We start from the raw sequence: 20626 nt of genomic DNA, 5'->3' as shown, positions 1-20626 counted from the left end.
TTACTTCGTCCGGGCTTGCACCATACCCCGGCTCGCTTAACCTGCGCCGCAAGCTACTGTCTTTTTCATCGCGTTAGCAAATATCAATAAACGCTAATATTATACATTAGCTGTAGCAAGAAGTCAATGAGTTTTTCTTGCTTCTCAAATTTACTCTTTAGTAGCCAATTTTTCTATGTCCGTAAACTTAATATAGAGTTTTTTATCCATATATCCGTAAGAAGTTGTCAAATCTACTATTTTTTTACTATAATCGCCACTCATCAGCTTGCCGGAAAAAATTACAACGTCGCCTCTTTTCAAAGGCATAATCTTTTTATAAAGCTCGCTGTCGGCAGAGATTAACATTTCATCTGCGGCATATCTTTTTGTTGCAACAGTATATTCCGCTTCAGGAAAATCACAGCTTAGCTTTACATAAGCGGCCATCCCAGATTTTTCCGATTCGATGCTATCAACCTTGGCACACCATTTTTTTACATAACCGTCTTTAAAAAATTCATTGAATTCCTTTTCGTATGATTTATTGAATTCCGCTTTCTCAAGCTCTGTCATGGATTTTCTTTCGTTTTGATTATAGCGGGCCAATATTTCATTGAACTTTTTTTGGCTGGGAATACTGTCAGCAACTACACTATTAGTGATTTTCACAAAAGAGTTATCTGATTTGCCGATATGTAAGCTACTTCCTAAAGCTGTAATAAAAACCAGCAAAATTATTAAAAGAAAAATACCAACTATCGTTTTGGCAAAAAATCCATGATGCCGCCACAGCAAATATAATCCTACCGGCCAGAAGATAAAAAGCATTAAAACAGCAAACCAGCCCTGCTCCCAAAATTTACTTTCCCGCTTTACCTCAGTTGCTTCTTCATGCACAGCTCTTCCACAACCAGAACAATAATTGGCGTTATCCGGTATCGTTTGTCCACAGTACTTGCATTGCATAACAATCCGCTCCTCGTCATCCATGTATATGTTATTACAACAACATAAAATTCCCCAAAAAAGCTGCTAACAACACGCTCTCTGCTCTTTGCCTTTAATCACCTTTATATTAACATTCTTTAGGATAATTAGCAACAATACTTAAGTTCTCCCCCACGCCCATACTTACGGCACAGTATAAAATCCCCCTGCGCCCTACGCTCTACTTCTACCGTACTTTACGTCTATCCTTTAGGTAGTACTCTAAGGAACAAGGTTACTACTAGCTACGCTAGTAGCTTTTATCAACGCAGAAGAAAAAGCGAGAAAGAAACCCAACAAAAGAAAGAGCGAAAAAGAAGATTCACTTATATACTCGGGAAAAATACCCCAAAATTACTACACCATAAAAAATTTTTTTGAGGTGTAGTAAAAATTGCCCCAAAAAGGCGAGTAATATAGTGAGAACACAAAAACAACCGCTTAAGCGCTTTCCCAAAGCACCCAAGCGGTCATTCACAGCCTTATTCACTTCTCGTACTTAAACTCAAACACGCCAAAGCCCTTTCCCTGCGTCAGATGACTAACGTCATTCAGGCGGAAAACAGCATGCTCATGCCATTTGTTAATTCCCAGAACAGTTACGCTGGCAGGCTGCACATCAACCGAAAAGTTAAACGCCGCCACCTGCTGCATATCCATTCCCAGCCAACGGAAAATAATATTCTGAATCGTGCCCTTATGCGCAACAATCAGCAGATTTTCCTTATCGACATCCGCACAATGCCACAAACCATGTACATTACGGCGATAGAACTCATTGCGTGTTTCACCGCCTGGATAGTTGCGGTGATCCAGCTCCTGCTCGGAAGCAGGCTTACAAAAATGCTTCTTGGCCTCTTCCTCAGTCATGCCGGCAGCAATGCCATTATTCTTTTCCCGCAGAAAACGGCAATGCTCTATTTCTCCCTTAAAGCCAAGCTCCTCGGCGATAATCTGCGCCGATGCGGAAGCGCGCTGCAAATCACTCGCCAGAATACGCAGCTTGCAATTACGTCCGGCAAAATCCTTCGCCAGCTTTACCGCAGCTGCCTTTATCTGCGCCCTTCCCTTTTCGGTCAGCTGCGAATCCGTCCAGCCGCCGGTCAATCTTTGCGTATGATGCGTCGCTTCACCATGCCTCACTAAGATAATCATCATTCAGCCTCCGACTATTCTTCGTTATGACTGGCATAGTTTTTAAGCAGCTCAACCTGCGTTTCCAACAGATGCAGCATATTTTTACGATGCAGCGCCGCCTTTTTCACCTGCTCGTTATAAGCCTGTTCGGCCATAGCAGCCTTGGCGTCAGCCTCAAAAATAATTTTACGGCTGCGCTCCTCGGCATCTCCCACCAGTTTACGATATTTAGTATTGGCATCCAGCATCATCTTGCCGGCTTCACTGCGTGCGTCCTCCAGCAGCTTGTTAGCCTCACTGGCAGCGCTGTTGGCACGCTTCTTGCAGACATCCTCGGTAGTAACACGCATCTTTTCTGCATCTACCTCGGCACTGCTGCGCAGCTTATCTGCATAAGCCTTAGCCTCCTCGCGCAGCTTATTGCATTCAGCCATCGCTGCCTGCAGCATGTTATCGGTTTTGTTCTTTGTCTGATTATACAAATTCTCAGCATGCGCCATGGTATCATCATGCAGCTTCTGCGCCGCAGCCTTCGCTTCGCTCAGCTGCTGCTCGCACTTCACTGCCGTTTCCTTCTCCAGCAGCGCCGCCTTCTTTTCGCTGGCGTTCTTCACCTCGTCAGCAGTTTCCTGCGCCACCGCCAGAGTGCTCTGCATGGTAGCCTCCATCTGCTGATAATATTCCAGCTTGGAGCTGACGCGCTCGATAGTTTCCTTCTGCTCCAGGTTATCCAGATAAAGGTATTCGTATTCCTTAATCAGCTTGGCAAGAAACTTGTCTACCTCTTCTACCTCATAGCCACGAAAACCCTTGGTAAAAGTTTTTTTCTTTAAATCCTCCGGATTAAGCATGGTTTATCCTCCTAGATATAACGCTTCAGCGTTACGCTGATGCGTCCTTTTTTAGTAGTGCCGCGGATTTCCTCAATCTCTACTCGTCCACGGCCGCGGAAGGAAATTACATCGCCCTCGTTCACCGGCTGTGCTGCCTTTTTGGCTTCTTTCCAGTTTACCTTGACATTCAGGCTTTTGATTTCATCCGCCATACGGCTGCGGCTGACGCCGTAGCCTGCCGCTGCCACGGCATCAAGGCGCAAATCAGCGACTGTCGCGTTAATCAGCTTAACCTTTTCTTCCTTCTGCAGCAATTCCTCGCGGGGAATTTCCGTAAGCGTTACCGGCGCAGAACCGATCTGCGTCAGATTGCCGGTAAGATAATTTACCAGCGATTTTTCTACCACGAACTGCGCACCCTCGGGCACAAAAACGATATCACCCAAGGCCTCGCGCTTGCAGCCCGTGCCCATAAACGCACCCAGAATATCGCGGTGCGACAAATCATAATAGCGCTTATCCCAGGCCGCCAGAAAATAGGCCATGCCGAAATCCGGCTGACCGTAAAAATCATCGGCAACAAAGGCAGCCTTCACCCTTTCGGCATTACTGAAGCCGCCGTCGCTTTCCAGACGCACATTTTCGTAGTTCGCCGCAATAATTTCCGCAACGTTATAGGCATGAGGATCAAGAAACTCGCTCACACGGAATTTGCGTGATTTATTGGCGCCCTCGGCCAAGTCCAACAGCTTGGCCGCCAGCTGCTCGTCACCGCCGGCTTTGAAGTAACGCAGAATTTTTTCTCTGTCTGCCATAAATTATTTCCCCTGTAATTCCTTATCTCGTTGCAGCACTGCCTGCACTGCATCATAAAAAGCACCGCGCACGCCATGATTTTCCAAGGCATGGATACCGGCAATAGTCGTTCCGCCGGGGCTTGTTACCTGGTCGCGCAGCTGTGCCGGATGCAAGCCGCTTTCTACGCACAGCTTGCCACTACCTGCCATTGTCTGTGCGGCCAGCTTAATAGCCAGCGCACGCGGCAGACCGGCACGCACGCCTGCGTCAGCCAGTGCATCGATAATCACAAAGCAATAGCCAGGTCCGCAGCCGGAAATAGCGGTAATCGCCTGCAATGCTTTCTCATCTACAAATTCTATCTCGCCGCAGCTGCTGAAAATTGCTGCCGCAGTCTGCTTCATCGGCTCGGTTACCGCCTCATCACAGCAGATGGCGGTCATGCCGGCGCCTGCTGCCAGCGGCGTGTTCGGCATTGTGCGGACTACGGGGAACCCCGGAGCATAAGCATGCAGCTGCGCAAGCGTTACACTGCCCATGATGGAAAGCACCCAAGCATCCTTTTTCATCGCAGCCATCAGCTCGGGCACCAACGCCACCGGTGCCACCTGAGGCTTTACAGCAAAGATTACCAGATCAGCATCCTTCACTGCTTCCTTATTATCAGTCGTAACATTTACGCCGTATGCTTCATGCAGACTGCGCGCATGTGCCTCAGTCGGTTCACCCACAGTAATCATTTCCGGTGCAATCAGGCCACCGCCAAGAATACCCTTGATAATAGCCTTGGCCATAGCGCCGCCGCCAATAAAAGCAATTTTCTTTACTGCTATTTCTCCCATGGTTTATTTCCCCTCTCATTATATTCGTGCTCGTCATCAGCATCTATATCTACATTTTTCGGAGCGCAGATGATAATATTGCGTCCCAGCTTTTTCATACTGCCGCCAATGGCATAAACAGTACCGCTGACAAAATCTGTCATGCGCTTGGCAACAACATTATCTGTCTTATCATAATTAACAACTACAGTCTGATTATCTCGCAGGTAATCGGCAATCTTCGGAGAATCATTGAAATCAACAGGCTCCAGCAACACAACTGTCATCAGCTTGTCAGCAATCGGCATATTAATAGTTTTGCTGCCCATCTTATCATTTTTAGCCGGTGCATCCTTCTCAGCACTTTTCTTGAAGCTCAAAATAGATTTACGTTCGCGCTTAGGCTCTTCTGCAGGCGCAGCAGCAGGTGTTTCCTTGCTGCCGAAGAAACGCTTCTTAGGCTTCGCAGGCTCCGGTTCATTCTTAGCAGGCTTCTCTTCAACTTCCTCTTCAATGATTTCATCATCATCGTCGTAAAGGCTTAAGGAATTCATGATTTTATCAATAATTTTCATTACGTCACCAACCTTCTCTATGTTTAAAATTTCAGGCTATAATCACGTTGGCCGAACAAGGCTGTGCCCACACGCACAATATTAGCGCCTTCCTCAACAGCAACTGCGTAATCATTGCTCATGCCCATGGAGAGGATATCAACCTGAGGATACTGGTGCTTTAAGCGGGCAAAGGCACGGTAACCGGCAGCAAACACAGGTCTGGTTGCTTCTACGTCCTCGCATTTTTGGGCAATGACCATCAGGCCACGCAAACGCACATGCTTGTATTCGGGCAGCTTCGGCAGCAGCGCCAGATAATCCTCTTTATCAAGGCCGGACTTTTGCTCCTCGTGGGCAATATTCAGCTGCAAAAGGATATCCTGCACCTTACCGATGCGTTCCGCCTCTTTGTCAATCGCAGCCAGCAAATGCTCGCTGTCTACCGATTCAATAAGGTCAAACAAGGCAACAGCCTGGCGTGCCTTATTCGTCTGCAGATGGCCGATAAGATGCCAGTAGCCATGCTTACCCAAGGCCTCCTGCTTATGCTTGGCCTCCTGCACGCGGTTTTCGCCTACATTGGCAATGCCCAAGGCTTCGATATCGGTAATAATTTCAGGCGGATGATTTTTCGTCACCGCCACCAGTGTTACCTTATCTCCTGTGAGCAGGTCTTTATTTTTACGCTGGTCCAAAGCAGACGCTATCTGCTCCTGAACCTGCTTTAAATTATCAGCTAACAATTTATTTGCCCCCCAATTCTCAGCAAAATGATTTGTGGCAAAGATTCTGCTTTTTATTATGCTTTAAAAGCTCTTTATCCTTATATTTTAGCATACGTGTAAACCATTGTCACGAATAAAAACAACAAAGAGCTGCCGCACAAAAGTGCAGCAGCTCTCGATAAATTTATCTTCGTTATGATAGCTATTAGTATAACAGCTTGTTGGCAATAACCAGACGTTGGATTTGGTTGGTGCCTTCGTAGATTTGCATGATTTTAGCGTCACGCATCATCTTCTCTACGGGGTACTCTTTGGTGTAGCCGTAGCCGCCCATTACCTGAACAGCGTCGGTGGTTACCTGCATAGCAGTATCAGCAGCATAGCATTTAGCCATAGCAGCCTCTTTGGAGAATTCCATGCCCTGGTCACGCATCCAGCAAGCCTTTTGAACCATGAGGCGAGCAGTTTCAACCTTCATAGCCATGTCAGCCAGCATGCCTTGAACCATTTGGAAGGATGCAATCGGCTGGCCGAACTGACGGCGCTCTTTAGCATATTTAACAGCGCAGTCCAGAGCAGCCTGAGCGATACCTACGGAAACAGCGCCAACGAACGGACGAGCGCTGTCTAAGGTGTTCATAGCAATACGGAAGCCTTCGCCTTCGCGGCCTACGCGATAGGACTCAGGAATAACAACGTCTTGCAGAACCAGCTCGGTAGTATTGGAAGGACGGATGCCCATTTTGTTTTCTTTTTTGCCAACGGAGAAGCCCGGAGTGTCTTTCGGAACGATGAAAGCAGTCAAACCACGGATACCGCCGGTTTTACGGGTATTAGCGAATACCAGGAAGATTTCTGCCAGAGCACCATTGGTGATGAACATTTTGGTGCCGTTCAGAGTGTAAGTACCCTCTTCCTTATTGTGTACAGCGCGGGTAGAAACGCCGCCTGCATCACTGCCTGCACCAGGCTCGGTCAGGGCGAAAGCAGCCAGACCGCCATTGTTCAGGATATCGCAATACATTTTCTTTTGTTCGTCAGTACCAGCCAGCAGAACAGGTACAGTTGCCAGGCTGTTAGCAGCCAGAGAGGTTGCAACACCAGCGCAGCCTTTGCCAAGCTCTTCATAAATGGTAGCAACAGAAATGCTGTCCAGACCGGGGCCATCTAATTCTTCCGGAACAATAACGTTCAGCAAGCCCATTTCGTTAGCCTTTTCAATCAGGCCGTCACGCATATGGTTTTCTGCATCCATTTCAGCAGCGTAAGGAGTAATTTCTTTTTCAACAAACTCCCTTACCATTTCCTGTAATTCTAATTGTTCCTCGTTTAATGCAAAATCCATCATATCCTCCTTGATATCAAGCGGTCTTCCGCGTCATTTCCCTTCCAAATCAACTCAGGTAAGCTCACCATTTGGCGGGTATCTCTTTAAATCTGTCGACGACAAACATAGTTGTTAAAATCGTCCCAATTAAATGCTTTTCGCTGTCTGTCATTTCAGCCTCAATAACCATCGTAGAATGTCCGGCATGCTTAATATGGCTGCGTACCGTCAATGTAGTCGGTTCATGGACACCTCTGATAAAATTCATGCTGAAATTGAGAGTTGCCACTACAGCGCCCACGCTTGCACCGGTAACACCCAGAACGGAGTCTGCCAAGGCCAACATCACTCCGCCGTGACAAATGTCACGATGATTAAAATGCTTTGCCGGATCAACGTCAATGCTGACTTCCGCACTGCCACACTTTATCTCACCAATATGCACACCGAATTTAGTCATAAAATTATTATCTGTGTACATTTGACGAATATAGGCAGGAACATCCTTGACCTGCTCCACAGCTATCATCGCCTTTCTTTGGACAGCAGAAAATATTACTGTCAATATATCTTTGATATTTTACCACAAAACAGCGTTTAACTCAACAGTTTCATGCAAAAAAATAAGCTGAAAGGAAAGTTTTCAGGCATAATTTTTTCAATAATTGCACTTTAGCATAGGCTGGAACGAAAATGGCTGCCGCACTTTAAGTACAGCAGCCATGCAGGAAGCATCTAAATTAATCAATAATATTTTGTTTATAATCGTGATACAGAGTCTTAAGCTCTTCCATAGTTGCTCCCATCTCAACCTTGAGCTTGGAAACAGTATCATAATCACCTTCGGCAACAGCTCTGCGGATAGCAGTGAAGATGCTCTTCTCTTCGAAAGAATCCTTTGCCAGCTTAGCGCGCAGGTTCTGGATCTTACGCCACATTGCCAGGTCACAGTCGGTGCAGGTTTCCTGATTGTGCAAGCGTTTCATATCGATAACAGCCTGATAGTTTTCCGGAATCAGACGAGTCAAGAGCTCGGTCTTCCAGCGAATCAGCGCACCCTGCATGAAGGAGTCGATGTATTCCTTCTTCAGGATATTGCCTTGGGTGAGCACGGCAACCTTTTCCGGATATTTTTCGAAGGCGCAGAGATTTTCCCAAACGGTAGCAGGCGGTTCACCGAACAGCTTGCTGCGTTCTTCCGCAGTGAAATCTTCAAACACGTCTTCCTCAGTACGGTATTGACGGTCGGTATCCAGATAGAAACCCTCTTCGCCGGCCTTCTTGGAAATCTCCTTTTCCAAAGCCTTCAGGTCCTTACCGGATTCTACGCAAGCCTTGATACCATCGAGGCAGGAAAGGTAGAAGGCAGCAATGGCGATGTAGGTATTGGTGTACGGATTTGGAGAACGCATTTCAATACGGGTAGCCTTATCGTTATCCAAATCGCGGATCAGGCCTGCAAGAATAGTTCTGTTACGGGACGGGTTATCCGGGCTCAGGCCCAGGCTGGTTACAATGCAGACAGGAGCTTCAAAGCCGGGTTTCAGACGGTTCAGAGAGTCAATAGTGCAGGAGATAAACGGATTGGTTACCTCGTAGTTTTTCAAAAGGCCCATGAGAGCGCCGTAGCCGACAGCGGACAGGAAATCCTCATGCATATCCTTAGGCGAGAACAGGTTGACAATCTTGCCGTTTTTCATTTTTGCGGCAATGCCTACATGCGTATGCTCACCACTGCCTGCAACGCCGGGAATCGGTTTAGCCTGGAAGGAAACTTCAAGACCGTTCATACGGAAAATCTCTTTAACGATGATACGCGCCAGCAGCTCGTTATCTGCAGTCTGTACGCCGCTGCTGAACTTCCAGTCAACCTCCAGCTGCTCCATAACGTGAGTCATATGGCCTGCACCGTCAATCTGACCTTTAACGCCGCCACATTCCTTATGGCCCATTTCCGGCTCCAGACCGTACAGCTCCAGAGTCTGGATAGTCTGCTCCAATGCAGTACGCACATTGCCGCGGGTACGCTGCCAGTATTGCTCCTGCATTACCTGAGAGGAGCTCAGAGCCTCCAGCGGTGCGTCCTCACGCGGAGTTTTTACCCAAAATTCCAGCTCAGTAGCACTGGTGAAGAGCAGCTTTTCAATCTCAGCAGGATTTACATGCTCCAGACCTGCAATTACCGGATGCTTAGCAAACAAATCCATAATCTCTTTTTCTACATAAGCCAGAGTATCATTCAAAATAGAACGGGAATCAACATGATTGCCGTTGTGAATCAGATAGCAGGGAATGCGCAGAGTACCGATCATGCGACCGCTTTCTGCATCAAAATGCTCATAATTATAATCAACGAACCAGTTAACGGTTTTATCAACCTTCATATCAACGCGCGCATCGTTCAGAGTAGCAATACCTGTCAGCACAACGGAGGAGCCGTCAGTCTGTGCTGCGCTGCCTGCCAAAAAGCCGTCGATATCCTCAAGGAAAATTTTCATCGGAATTTTTTCGTCGGTATCATTACCGGCAAAATCCACACCCATCAGAGATACAAACTGAATCTCCGGATGCAGAGTCAGAAGCTCACGCAGAGTGCTTTCGTTTTGTTCTTCAGGTTTAATTACGTACAGTAAATCTTTGTTGTTCATGATCAGTGCAGCTCAAGGCTGCCTCCTTTCTCAATACTCCCTAATTATCATGCTGCAGAAAAATGCTCCCTACATATTTTCTGCAAGATAAACGAAAAAGGACCTTTTTAAGCATGGACATACTACTTCCTTACTCAAAAAAGTCCTCGTTGACTGTCTTATTATTATAGCAGACATCAAGTGCTTTTGTCCAGCTTTAATTTCTGATAATGAGCTGTCAGGCAAGCAGGCGGACAAGAATTTCCTCCAGCTTTTCGTAGCCGCGTCCTCCCTGACGCAGCTTGATATTCATATCTGATAACCCCAGCAGTGCTTCCGTCAGACGCTTTTCATCAAAGCGCCTGCTGTCGCGCTCCAAAAATCTGTAGGCATATGGGCTGCGCATCCCCAGCTCCTCCATAATGCCCTTCTGGTCGTAGCCTCTGCGCTTCAGCTCCAGATAGCGCAGCACCTGACGCAGCTTAAATGCGACAGTTGCACTGAGCGGCAGGATATAGGTTCCGTGCTTGCGTTCGCTCGCCAACAGCTCCAGGCACTGCTTCAGCTTGCCTGCCATAATATAATTGGTCAGCGCAAAAGATGAAGCATTTGGCAGCAATGCGAAAACATTCAGTACATCCTCTTCCGTCCATTCCCTGCGTCCTGCGGCATAAATTGCCAGCTTACTGATTTCCTGCTGCAGCAAATCCAGCGGAATTTCTTCCTTTACTGGCTCAATATATTCGCTGATGGCGGCCAAAGCATCTCTGGTAAAATGCGCGCCGTATGCTGCCGCCTGCGCATACAGCCAATCATCAAGATCTCTTTCCTTAATGCGCTCACACGGACAAATCAGCGCGCTTGCTCTGAGCTGCTTATACAGCTTGGTCCGCTTATCCATTTTTTTGCTGCTGATAACCAACAGGCAGTAATCCGGCACGTCACTGACAATCGCCGCCAGCTGCTCCATTTTCTTGGAATCCGTATCATCCTGCGCATCTGCAGCGCTATTTGCTTTGGCAGGCTTTGCTGCCCACAGCTTTTCGTCCTTCAGGAAAATCAGCGATTTTCCGCAGAAGAAGGGATAGCTGTTGACGGCCGCCTGCAGCCCGGACAAATTGGTGTCCTTGTCAAAAACCGTTATTTCGCGGTCAGCCTCCGGCGTATCGCCAAAAACATATTCCGGCAGCGCGGCAATAATGCTGTTGCGGTAGTAATCCTCCTCGCCGCACAAAAGCAGTACCTGCGCCTGCGGCAGCGGCTTATGCTGTTGCAATAGTGAAATCAGGTTTTCCGGTTTAATATCCATCTGTATTCCCTCTTATTATTTTTCTAACGGTACAATGGCTAAGGTCTTGCCCAAAGGTGCAAGTATTTTTAAGATTGTACTGATTTTAGGAATAGATGTACCGTTTTCCATTCTCGCAATTACAGGCTGCTTTACTCCGCTCAAAAGCTCCAATTGCTTTTGGGTTATTCCCTTATCCTGACGTGCCTTGATAAGTTCACCAATTAAGGCAACTCGCAAATCACTTGCGGAAATTTCTTCCGGTGTAAAAATATTCTTTCTTACATCCTGCCATTCATAGCCCACTGCACTATTTTTCACTTTCCTCACTCCTTAATTCTTCTCCTTTAATTATAACTTATGAGTTATATTTTGACAACAGCTTCACTGTAAATCCGCGTAGCCATAGCATTTTATTCCCTCTGCGTCAAAAACAACTTTAATGCACCCCAATTCATCAGTTCTGACAACATTGCTGCCTATGGCCTGCAAACGCTCCAGCGTTTCCTGATGCGGATGGCCGTAACGGTTGCCGCGCCCGCAGGAAATAACTGTCAGCCTTGGCCGCACCTGCTCCAGAAATTCCATACTGCTGCTGTAATGCGAACCGTGGTGTCCTGCCTTCAGCACAGTGTACTGCTGCAGCTGCAGCCCTCGCTCGCGTTCTTCCCCCATGTCGCCTGTAAACAGCACGCTGCCCTGCGCGCTGTGTAGCGCCGCCAGCGTGCTGGCTTCGTTTCCCGGCACAGCCTGCTGCGGTACATCAACTAAAACAAGCTCCGCATTATCATCCAACGCATAGCGTTCACCGCTCTGCACAACATGCGCCTGCGTCCTACCGGCCTGCGCCAAAATTTCCTGCTGCACCCTTTTGCTTTCCTCCGTCAACGCTTCGTTAGGCAGAAGCAGCTTTTTCACCCGCAGCTGTCGCAGCAAATCCGCCGCAGCGCCGACGTGGTCAAAATCATAGTGGCTTAAGAGCAGAATATCTGCCTCACGCTTGCCCAGATAGCGCAAAAACGGCGTAATCACGCGCGTAGCAGTCGAGATATTTTTCAAGCCGCCGGTATCAATAATTGCCACATGCTGTGACGGCGTAACAATAACAGCGCAATCACCTTGCCCAACGTCCAGAAAATAGCAGGCCAACGGCAGCGTGTGATACTGCTGATAAGCAAGCGTCCCGGCAAGCAGCAAGGCATGCAAAAGCAGGATGCAGCGACGCTCCCTGTTGCTCCAAAATTGCAGCCAGGGGAAATCAGCCCACACAAACAGCCCTGCATAATAGATTACAAAGCAATAGGCAGGAAGCTTGCCGATAACTACAGTACTGTACGGCAGGTCGGCAAAAAAGCGCGCCTGTGTCAGCACCTGCGCTGTCAGCCAGGCAGCAAGCTGCAGCAAATAATCACCGCAGAAAGGCAACAGCGCACCCACGAGTGCCAACTGCGCTGCTATTTCCAACACCGGCACAAGCACGATATTGCTTACCAGGGCAATCAGCGAAAATTGGTGAAAATAGTAAACCTCCAGCGGCAGCACAGCCAGCTGTGCTGCCATTGAAACTGCTGCCGCCTCGCCTATCGGCGCAGGTAAAGCCTGCGGCAGCAGCCTTTGGCAAACTGGCAACAACCACAAAAGTCCGGCCGCCGCCCCGAACGATAGCTGAAAACCGATATCGGCCAGCCATAACGGCTGCAGGCACAACAGCAGTGCCGCCACCAGGCACAGCAAGCGTCCGCGCTCCGCACCGCTGCCGCCAAGCAGCAGTACACTGCTCATAGCCAGCGCCCGCAGCACCGGCGGGCGCAAGCCACAGAGCAACGCATAAGCAATCAACAAAGTGATAACAATAACCTTACGCCAGGGCAGCGGCACCCACTGCAGCAAAGCAAGCAGCAAACCTGTCAGCAGCACAATATGCGTACCTGAAACAGAAAGCAGATGCGCCAGACCATTATCCGTAAACAGCTCACGCGTTTCTTCATCCAGCCTGCTGCTGCCGCCAAGCACCATACCGCTCAGCAGCGCCCCATATTCACCATCGGCAGCTGCTTCCATGCGCTCGCTCAGCTTTTTGTTCCACAAGGCAAAGCGCTGCCACCACAAAACCTGCGGCTCTGTCTTTAGCAGCTGCGCCTTGCTCAAACGTCCGCCCAGCTCCTGCACTCTGTTATAGCTGGCAGCGTCAAAGCCTCCGGGGTTACGCAGGCTGTCCAGCTGCTCCAGCGTTCCCTTAAGCACTACACAGCCTGCCTGCGGCAGCTCACCCTTCACGCTCACGCGCAAGCATCCGCTGTAAGCAAGCTCCGTATCGCTATACACCTTTTGACAACGCAGAACCGCACTGCTGAAGCCATCCAGTCTGCGTACGCTCAAAGGCTCCACTGCTCCCTGCACAACCAGCTGCCGCCCGAAGCAGGCAGCAAGCTGCTGCTCGGCAGAAGGCGGCACCGTAAGCAGACGAAAGAGCAGTACACAAAGCAGCATGAAGGGCAAAAATAAGCGTAAATAACGTATTTTCTGCAGCACTAATCTACCTCCACATAATCACGCAGCTTCGCCAACTTGGCTTTGCCGATTCCCGGCACACGCAGCAAATCATCCGCGCTGTTGAACCGCCCGCTGCTTCTTGTTTCCACAATACGCTGCGCCAGCGCCGGGCCAATGCCCGGCAGCTGCTGCAGCTCACTGGTGCTTGCGCTGTTGATGCGCACGCTCTGCATCATGCTGTTGTTTCTGCCTGGGCCTGCTTTAGCACCGCCTGACTTTCCTAACGCACTCTCACCTAAATCGGACTTTGCCTGATCCTTTTTCCTCTGAGTTCTGCTTGTCCGTGTAGTCTTCTGCACCGGCACTCTTATCTGCATGCCATCGCGCACCTTACGCACCAGGTTGACACGTTCACTATCGGCATTTTCCGTCAGGCCACCGGCAGCAGCAATGGCCTCTTCCACTCTGCAGTTGGCAGGCACATCGTAAATTCCCGGCTCCAGCACTGCGCCGCTCACCTGCACGCGTACTGTTTTTGCCTGAGCTGCTTTTGATGTAACAGCACCTTGCGCAGACTGCGGCAGGCTGCTGCCGCCAGGCAACGCTTTTGCTTTGTCATCGGTGCTTATAAGGCTGGTGATGATACAGCCTGTGAGGAGAACAGTGATGAAAATCAGTTTTTTTACTTTTGCTTGCATGGTGATACCTCCTTAGGGTGTTGAAAAATATTTTAGAACCAAAATTAGAGCCTATCTTAGGGAGCCTCTCATATGACGTGAATCGGCAGACTGAGCCTCTCCTTGGGGAGAGGTGCCGAGCTTGTCGAGGCGGAGAGGGGTTTTTCTGTGCAGCTGTTTTCTGAACTCTATCCCCTCTCAGTCACCATTGCTGATGCAGCAGCCCTAGCAGGAGCCTATTTTAAAGTTTTATTTCTCACGTTTTCATAATCAATTCCAACGCAGACACAACCTTCTCTATCTCATCACAAACGCTATTAAAATTTTTATCAATAGCATTATTAGGAAATCTTATTACTGTTATTCCCAAATCATTAAAATAAGCTGTTCTTCTTTCATCATATTTCGCATGCTTATCTTCGTAATGTTGACTACCATCCAGTTCAACTATCAACTTAACATGTCCACAATAAAAATCTGCAATATATTTACCTATTGGCTTTTGTTTATACCACTTACACCTATGTTTTTGTAAAAAATCATACCATAGATGAAGTTCCTGTCTAGTCATTGCCTTACGTAATTTTTTCGCAAAATCTTTTGTTGGTCTATCCGATAAATTATTAAACATAGTTATCCTCCTTTAGGTATTCTCCCCTCTCAGTCACCCTTGCGGATGACAGCTCCCCCCTAGGGGAGCCTCTCATATGACGTACAACAGTAGACTGAGCCTCTCCTCGGGGAGAGGTGCCGAGCTTGTCGAGGCGGAGAGGGGTTCTATTGTTTGAACTCTTTCTGAACGCTATCCCCTCTCAGTCACCCTTGCGGGTGACAGCTCCCCCCTAGGGGAGCCTCCTTTAAATTAATCGCTGAATAAACATCACAAAAAAACAAAAAGAGCCCCCAAGAATAACAATTACGTTATTCTCAGAGACTCTGAAAATGTAAGCGTTATTTAGTACTACTAAATAATGTCATTGCTGACATGCACTGCTTATTTTTTTGTCCGCGCTACAGTCTGCGGAAACTGCCTGCTGCAGGACAGCTGTAACTGCGGTGGTCGCAGTTAGTTATTAGTGGTTAGTGGCCAGTAATACTAAAGCTCGCGACAAATTTTATTTTTACTTTTATTTTCCCCCTCTTCTTGCTCGCTATCCGCTCGCAACGGGGATTCGTTCCACCTTTTCGATTTCTAACTTCGCTTACGCTTGTTACAAATCGGGTCTCACTTCCCCCTCCTTTGCTCCCTGTTCGGTCGCAACGGGGATTCGTTCGACCTTTTCGATTTCTAACTTCGCTTACGCTCGTTACAAATCGGGTCTCACTTCGCTACGATGTTTACCAGACGGCCGGGTACGCAGATAACCTTACGTACGGTTGCATCGCCGATGTGAGCCTGAACGTTAGCGTCAGCCATAGCAATCTTCTCCAGCTCTTCCTTGGTAGCTTCAGCCGGAACAGTCAGACGACCGCGAACCTTGCCGTTAACCTGCAGAACGATTTCTACATTGTCAACCTTCAGCGCTTCTTCATCGCACTCAGGCCAGCTTTGTTCATGTACGCTGCTGTTGGCATCGATAGCACCACGCCACAGTTCTTCGGTGATATGCGGAACAAACGGACTCATCATCTTGATGAGGTCGGAAATTGCTTCGTAAACCAGACCTGCATTCAGCTCTTTGGCAGCTTCTTTATAAGCATAGAGAGCGTTAACCAGTTCCATCATAGTGGAAATAGCAGTGTTGAAGTTGAAGCGGGTTTCGATATCGTTGGTAACCTTCTTAATGCTGCTATGCAGTACACGGCGCAGGTCCTTGTCTGCTTCGCTCAGGTTGCTGTGATCGTATTCGGTAACCTTTTGTGCCAGAACGGGTTCAAAAGCTTGTACAATACGCCAGATACGGTTCAGGAAGCGGAAGGAACCTTCAACGCCCTGGTCGCTCCACTCCAGCTCTCTTTCAGGCGGAGCAGCGAAGAGGATGAACAGACGCGCAGTATCAGCACCGTATTTGGAAAGAATTTCTTCCGGAGAAACAACGTTACCCAGAGATTTACTCATCTTAGCACCGTCTTTGATTACCATGCCCTGAGTCAGCAGGTTGCTGAACGGTTCATCGTAATCAACCAGGCCTGCATCACGCAGAACCTTTACAAAGAAGCGGGAATACAGCAGATGCAGAATAGCATGCTCAATACCGCCGATATATTGGTCTACAGGACCCCAATAGTTATTGAGCTCCTTGTCAAACGGCATCTTGTCGTTGTGTGCGTCGGTATAACGCAGATAGTACCAGGAGGAGCACAGGAAGGTGTCCATAGTATCGGTTTCACGGGTTGCGTCAGCACCGCATTTCGGGCATTTGCAGTGAACGAATTCTTCGGAGGTTGCCAGCGGAGATTTAGCACCGGCAGTAAAGCTTACGTCCTCAGGAAGGCGAACCGGCAGCTGGTCTTCCGGAACCAGAACCTCGCCGCAGTGCGGGCAATAAATGATAGGAATCGGAGCGCCCCAATAACGCTGACGGCTGATCAGCCAATCGCGCAGACGGTAGTTTACACGGCGTTTACCGAAGCCTTCAGCTTCAGCCTTGTCCATGATAGCGCTCATAGCCTTGTGCATTTCCATGCCGGTGAATTCGCCGGAGTTAACCAGCATGCCTTCTTTTTCTTCGTAAGCGCAGGTCATTTCTTCCAGCTTCAGCTCTTTGCCAACCGGACAGATGGTAACGATTTTTTCAATGCCGTATTTGTCGGCAAACATCCAGTCACGTTGGTCACCGGTAGGAACGCCCATAACAGCGCCGGTACCGTAATCATACAGTACATAGTTGGTTACCCAGATTTCTACCTTGCGGCCGGTGAACGGGTTGATGCAATATACGCCGGTGAATACGCCCTCTTTTTCGGATTCGCTGGAGGTACGTTCAATTTCGGACTGATTGCGTACACGCTCGCAGAAGGCATTGATTTCGTCAGCCTTCGGATTGTTTTCGCAAATCTTTTTAATCAGCGGATGCTCGGCAGCCAGAGCCATGAAGGTTACGCCGTAAGCAGTATCCGGACGGGTGGTGTAAACAGCAACAGTATCGTTAAGTGCAGGGATTTCAAAGGAGAATTCCAAGCCTTCGCTGCGGCCGATCCAGTTATGCTGCATGGTTTTTACGCGCTCGGGCCAGCCCGGCAGCAGGTCAAGATCCTTCAGCAGCTCATCAGCATAATCGGTGATTTTGAAGAACCATTGGCTCAGATCCTTTTTAACAACCTCATGGTCGCAGCGCCAGCATTTGCCGTCGATAACCTGCTCATTAGCCAATACAGTGTTACAGGTGTCGCACCAGTTTACAGCAGATTCCTTTTTAACTGCCAGACCGCGTTTGTAGAACAGCTCAAAGAACCATTGAGTCCATTTGTAATATTCTTCCTTGCAGGTGGTAACCTCGCGGTCCCAATCATAGGACAGACCGAGAGCCTTCAGCTGACGGGTCATGTTGGCGATGTTTTCCAGAGTCCATTTTTTAGGCGGAATGTTGTGTTTGATAGCAGCGTTTTCAGCAGGCATACCAAAGGAGTCCCAGCCCATCGGATGCAGAACATTGAAACCCTTCATGGTGCGGAAACGTGCGATTACGTCGCCGATGGAGTAGTTACGAACGTGGCCCATATGCAGGTTGCCGGACGGATAGGGGAACATTTCCAGAACGTAGGATTTAGGTTTATCCTTATCCATCTCTACTTTAAAGGTTTTGTTTTCTTCCCAGTATTTTTGCCATTTAGCTTCAATATCATGGGGAGCATACTTTTCTTGAATCATTTCATTACCTCCCAGGTATTATTGTTGGTCGAAAATAAAAAATCCCCGACCTTAAAGAAGGTCAGGGACGAAAAATTCGCGGTACCACCCTGATTGCGGCTACAGCCGCCACTCAATTAGCCTTAACGCAGCATCACGTCCGCACATTTCCTTGCGGCTTCTTCACGGTGAGTTCATCTGCCCTAACTGCCGGCTCGCATCAACCGCCGACTTTCTGAAAGATACTGCAGACTACTGCTCCGCTTCACAGAATTTGATTAAAAATATCTTGTATATTATATAACGCAAAGCAGGAAAAGTCAAACTTCCGCATCGGCATTATTTTTTCTTTTTCTTCGGCACCAGCTTCTGCCCCAGCTGTCCCTTGACGATAATCAGCTGATCACGCAGCTCGGCCGCCGCCTCGAAGTCCAGCGCCTTTGCCGCCTCCTGCATCCGTCTTTCCAGCTCGCGGGCCAGCGTGTTCAGCTCCTTAGCTGATTTCTGCTTCAGCTTCTTGCTGCTGCCATAGGCTTCGGCTTCTTCTGTATCTGCCACCTTCGTCAGCTTAATCAGCTGGCGCTGCTCCTTGTAAATCGTCTTCGGCGTAATGTGGTGCTCCTCGTTGTACGCCTGCTGCTTTTCACGACGGCGGTTGGTTTCGTCTATTGCCCGCTGCATGCTGTCGGTAATACGGTCGGCATACATAATAACACGACCGTGAGCATTACGCGCAGCGCGTCCGATAGTCTGAATCATCGCCGTATCACTGCGCAAAAAGCCTTCCTTATCGGCATCCAGAATTGCAATCAGCGATACCTCAGGCAAATCAAGGCCTTCACGCAGCAGGTTAATGCCTACCAGCACATCAAACTTACCGGCACGCAGGCTGTCGATAATCTCCGCTCTTTCAATCGTGGCGATTTCCGAATGCAGATAGCGCACACGCACGCCTGCCTGCTTCAGATATTCCGTCAGGTCTTCTGCCATACGCTTCGTCAGCGTAGTCACCAGCACACGCTCACCTGCGGCAGCAACCTTGTTGATTTCGCCCAACAGATCGTCAATCTGTCCCTTAATCGGGCGGATTTCAATCTGCGGGTCCAGCAGGCCTGTCGGGCGGATAATCTGCTCAACTACATTGTCTGCCTGCTCCAGCTCATACTTCGCCGGCGTAGCAGAAACATAAATCGCCTGCTTAATCTGCGCCTGAAACTCGTCAAAGGTCAGCGGTCTGTTATCATAGGCCGACGGCAGACGGAAGCCATGCTCCACCAGCATCTCCTTACGCGAGCGGTCACCGGCATACATAGCGCGAATCTGCGGCAGCGTCACGTGCGACTCATCCACCACCAGCAGAAAATCCTTAGGAAAATAATTTACCAGCGTAAACGGCGGCTCTCCGGCCTTGCGTCCCGCAAGATGGCGCGAATAGTTTTCGATGCCGGAGCAGTAGCCCATCTCCTGCATCATTTCGAGGTCATAATTCGTACGCTGCTCCAGACGCTGTGCTTCCAACAGCCTGCCATGCTTATTCAGCTCATCAAGACGCTCGTCCAGCTCCTCGCGAATATCATTCATAGCGCGTTCAAGATTCTCACGACTCGTAACATAGTGGCTCGCAGGGAAAATCGCCACATGGTTGCGCTGCGCCAGAATCTCGCCCGTCAGCACATCGAATTCCACGATGCGGTCAACCTCATCATCGAACATTTCAATGCGCACAGCCTTTTCACCGTAGGCCGCCGGAATAACCTCAATCACGTCACCGCGCACACGAAAGGTGCCGCGCTTGAAATCAATATCATTGCGCGTATATTGAATCTCCACCAGCTTATGCAAAATCTTCTGACGGTCGATAATCTGCCCCAGGCGCAGTGACAGCACCATATCATAATACTCCTGCGGCGCGCCTAAGCCGTAAATACAGGAAACGCTGGCTACAATAATAACATCCTTGCGTTCAAACAAAGCGCTGGTCGCACTGTGGCGTAGCTTATCAATCTCGTCGTTAATCGAAGCATCCTTCTCAATATACGTATCCGACTGGGGAATATAGGCCTCCGGCTGATAATAATCGTAATACGAAACAAAATATTCCACCGCATTCTCCGGGAAGAAAGCCTTCAGCTCACTCGCCAGCTGCGCCGCCAGCGTCTTATTATGCGCAATCACCAGCGTCGGCTTGCGCACCTTATTGATTACCTGCGCAATCGTATACGTCTTGCCCGTACCCGTTGCGCCCAGCAGCACCTGCGTGCGCAGGCCCTGCTCCACGCCCTCCGCCAGCTTGGCAATCGCCTGCGGCTGGTCGCCGGCAGGCTCAAACGGAGCCTGAATTTTAAAATCCATACTAATCACCAACTGTAAAACACTAGAAACATAACTATACTAATCTAAGCAGCAAACGAGCAATTGTTATATCGTGGAATGAATAGCAATTTTAGCAAATAAGTGTCCGGAACCACAGAATGGGCGCAATGTCTGAGCGCTATGCCTAATTTTTATAGTAGCATTTGTCAGCATAGCGCGAGTTTTGCGCCGCTTCGTCTTGGTTCCACACGAAATTTGCGTTAAGAAATTG

At 48.9% G+C, this 20626-nt stretch carries 17 protein-coding genes and 1 other annotated feature; all 17 genes read right to left on the bottom strand.

The window, feature by feature from the left end; all coding sequences use genetic code 11:
* Nucleotides 1-150: 150 nt before the first annotated feature.
* A complete protein-coding gene (locus tag Q0612_RS10120; protein WP_298884262.1) occupies nucleotides 151-948 on the bottom strand; it encodes a zinc-ribbon domain-containing protein in 798 nt (265 codons plus the stop codon).
* Between the two features lie 507 nt (nucleotides 949-1455).
* Nucleotides 1456-2127, bottom strand: coding sequence for a histidine phosphatase family protein (locus Q0612_RS10115; protein ID WP_249747889.1), 672 nt, complete (start codon nucleotides 2125-2127; stop codon nucleotides 1456-1458).
* An 11-nt stretch (nucleotides 2128-2138) separates the two neighbouring features.
* Entirely contained in the window at nucleotides 2139-2957 is an 819-nt protein-coding gene (locus tag Q0612_RS10110; protein ID WP_298884257.1) for a DivIVA domain-containing protein, read from the bottom strand.
* 11 nt (nucleotides 2958-2968) lie between these two features.
* Complete coding sequence (locus Q0612_RS10105; protein WP_021720901.1) at nucleotides 2969-3754, bottom strand: RNA-binding protein; 786 nt, start codon at nucleotides 3752-3754, stop codon at nucleotides 2969-2971.
* 3 nt (nucleotides 3755-3757) lie between these two features.
* Entirely contained in the window at nucleotides 3758-4579 is an 822-nt protein-coding gene (gene proC, locus Q0612_RS10100; RefSeq protein WP_298884254.1) for a pyrroline-5-carboxylate reductase, read from the bottom strand.
* Entirely contained in the window at nucleotides 4567-5133 is a 567-nt protein-coding gene (locus tag Q0612_RS10095; RefSeq protein ID WP_298884251.1) for a cell division protein SepF, read from the bottom strand. The genes proC and Q0612_RS10095 overlap by 13 nt, the downstream gene beginning before the upstream one ends.
* Before the next feature lie 23 nt (nucleotides 5134-5156).
* Nucleotides 5157-5858, bottom strand: a complete 702-nt coding sequence (locus tag Q0612_RS10090; protein ID WP_298884248.1) for a YggS family pyridoxal phosphate-dependent enzyme — start codon at nucleotides 5856-5858, stop codon at nucleotides 5157-5159.
* A 187-nt stretch (nucleotides 5859-6045) separates the two neighbouring features.
* Nucleotides 6046-7185 carry an acyl-CoA dehydrogenase family protein gene (locus Q0612_RS10085; protein ID WP_298884245.1) on the bottom strand — a complete coding sequence of 380 codons (1140 nt, stop codon included), beginning with the start codon at nucleotides 7183-7185 and terminating at the stop codon, nucleotides 6046-6048.
* Between the two features lie 64 nt (nucleotides 7186-7249).
* A complete protein-coding gene (locus Q0612_RS10080; protein WP_298884243.1) occupies nucleotides 7250-7627 on the bottom strand; it encodes a PaaI family thioesterase in 378 nt (125 codons plus the stop codon).
* A 280-nt stretch (nucleotides 7628-7907) separates the two neighbouring features.
* Nucleotides 7908-9815, bottom strand: coding sequence for a glutamine synthetase (locus Q0612_RS10075; RefSeq protein ID WP_298884240.1), 1908 nt, complete (start codon nucleotides 9813-9815; stop codon nucleotides 7908-7910).
* Nucleotides 9816-10032: 217 nt separating this feature from the next.
* On the bottom strand, nucleotides 10033-11103 hold the full coding sequence (holA, locus tag Q0612_RS10070) for a DNA polymerase III subunit delta (RefSeq protein WP_298884238.1): 1071 nt from the start codon (nucleotides 11101-11103) through the stop codon (nucleotides 10033-10035).
* A gap of 15 nt (nucleotides 11104-11118) precedes the next feature.
* Nucleotides 11119-11403 carry a helix-turn-helix domain-containing protein gene (locus Q0612_RS10065; protein ID WP_040564469.1) on the bottom strand — a complete coding sequence of 95 codons (285 nt, stop codon included), beginning with the start codon at nucleotides 11401-11403 and terminating at the stop codon, nucleotides 11119-11121.
* 63 nt (nucleotides 11404-11466) lie between these two features.
* Nucleotides 11467-13614 (bottom strand): DNA internalization-related competence protein ComEC/Rec2, encoded by a 2148-nt coding sequence (locus Q0612_RS10060; protein WP_298884231.1) that lies wholly within the window; start codon nucleotides 13612-13614, stop codon nucleotides 11467-11469.
* Nucleotides 13614-14273 (bottom strand): helix-hairpin-helix domain-containing protein, encoded by a 660-nt coding sequence (locus tag Q0612_RS10055; protein WP_298884228.1) that lies wholly within the window; start codon nucleotides 14271-14273, stop codon nucleotides 13614-13616. The genes Q0612_RS10060 and Q0612_RS10055 overlap by 1 nt, the downstream gene beginning before the upstream one ends.
* Nucleotides 14274-14508: 235 nt before the next feature.
* Nucleotides 14509-14883 (bottom strand): endonuclease domain-containing protein, encoded by a 375-nt coding sequence (locus tag Q0612_RS10050; protein WP_298884226.1) that lies wholly within the window; start codon nucleotides 14881-14883, stop codon nucleotides 14509-14511.
* Between the two features lie 690 nt (nucleotides 14884-15573).
* Nucleotides 15574-18063 (bottom strand): leucine--tRNA ligase, encoded by a 2490-nt coding sequence (gene leuS / locus Q0612_RS10045; RefSeq protein ID WP_298884223.1) that lies wholly within the window; start codon nucleotides 18061-18063, stop codon nucleotides 15574-15576.
* Between the two features lie 60 nt (nucleotides 18064-18123).
* Nucleotides 18124-18320, bottom strand: a binding site (T-box leader).
* Nucleotides 18321-18381: 61 nt separating this feature from the next.
* Nucleotides 18382-20394, bottom strand: a complete 2013-nt coding sequence (gene uvrB / locus Q0612_RS10040; RefSeq protein WP_298884220.1) for an excinuclease ABC subunit UvrB — start codon at nucleotides 20392-20394, stop codon at nucleotides 18382-18384.
* Nucleotides 20395-20626 lie beyond the last annotated feature (232 nt).

The sequence above is a fragment of the uncultured Phascolarctobacterium sp. genome (assembly GCF_937920985.1).
Taxonomy (GTDB): domain Bacteria; phylum Bacillota; class Negativicutes; order Acidaminococcales; family Acidaminococcaceae; genus Phascolarctobacterium_A.
The sequence above is the reverse complement of the archived record's forward strand: the minus strand, read 5'-3'. Positions and strand labels throughout refer to the sequence as shown.

Coding starts and splice junctions, on each gene's coding strand:
- Q0612_RS10085 (WP_298884245.1), bottom strand. CDS start 7,185: ATGGATTTTGCATTAAACGAGGAACAATTAGAATTACAGGAAATGGTA.
- Q0612_RS10110 (WP_298884257.1), bottom strand. CDS start 2,957: ATGCTTAATCCGGAGGATTTAAAGAAAAAAACTTTTACCAAGGGTTTT.
- Q0612_RS10115 (WP_249747889.1), bottom strand. CDS start 2,127: ATGATGATTATCTTAGTGAGGCATGGTGAAGCGACGCATCATACGCAA.
- Q0612_RS10055 (WP_298884228.1), bottom strand. CDS start 14,273: ATGCAAGCAAAAGTAAAAAAACTGATTTTCATCACTGTTCTCCTCACA.
- Q0612_RS10080 (WP_298884243.1), bottom strand. CDS start 7,627: ATGACTAAATTCGGTGTGCATATTGGTGAGATAAAGTGTGGCAGTGCG.
- holA (WP_298884238.1), bottom strand. CDS start 11,103: ATGGATATTAAACCGGAAAACCTGATTTCACTATTGCAACAGCATAAG.
- Q0612_RS10075 (WP_298884240.1), bottom strand. CDS start 9,815: ATGAACAACAAAGATTTACTGTACGTAATTAAACCTGAAGAACAAAAC.
- Q0612_RS10050 (WP_298884226.1), bottom strand. CDS start 14,883: ATGTTTAATAATTTATCGGATAGACCAACAAAAGATTTTGCGAAAAAA.
- Q0612_RS10120 (WP_298884262.1), bottom strand. CDS start 948: ATGCAATGCAAGTACTGTGGACAAACGATACCGGATAACGCCAATTAT.
- Q0612_RS10105 (WP_021720901.1), bottom strand. CDS start 3,754: ATGGCAGACAGAGAAAAAATTCTGCGTTACTTCAAAGCCGGCGGTGAC.
- leuS (WP_298884223.1), bottom strand. CDS start 18,063: ATGATTCAAGAAAAGTATGCTCCCCATGATATTGAAGCTAAATGGCAA.
- Q0612_RS10095 (WP_298884251.1), bottom strand. CDS start 5,133: ATGAAAATTATTGATAAAATCATGAATTCCTTAAGCCTTTACGACGAT.
- uvrB (WP_298884220.1), bottom strand. CDS start 20,394: ATGGATTTTAAAATTCAGGCTCCGTTTGAGCCTGCCGGCGACCAGCCG.
- proC (WP_298884254.1), bottom strand. CDS start 4,579: ATGGGAGAAATAGCAGTAAAGAAAATTGCTTTTATTGGCGGCGGCGCT.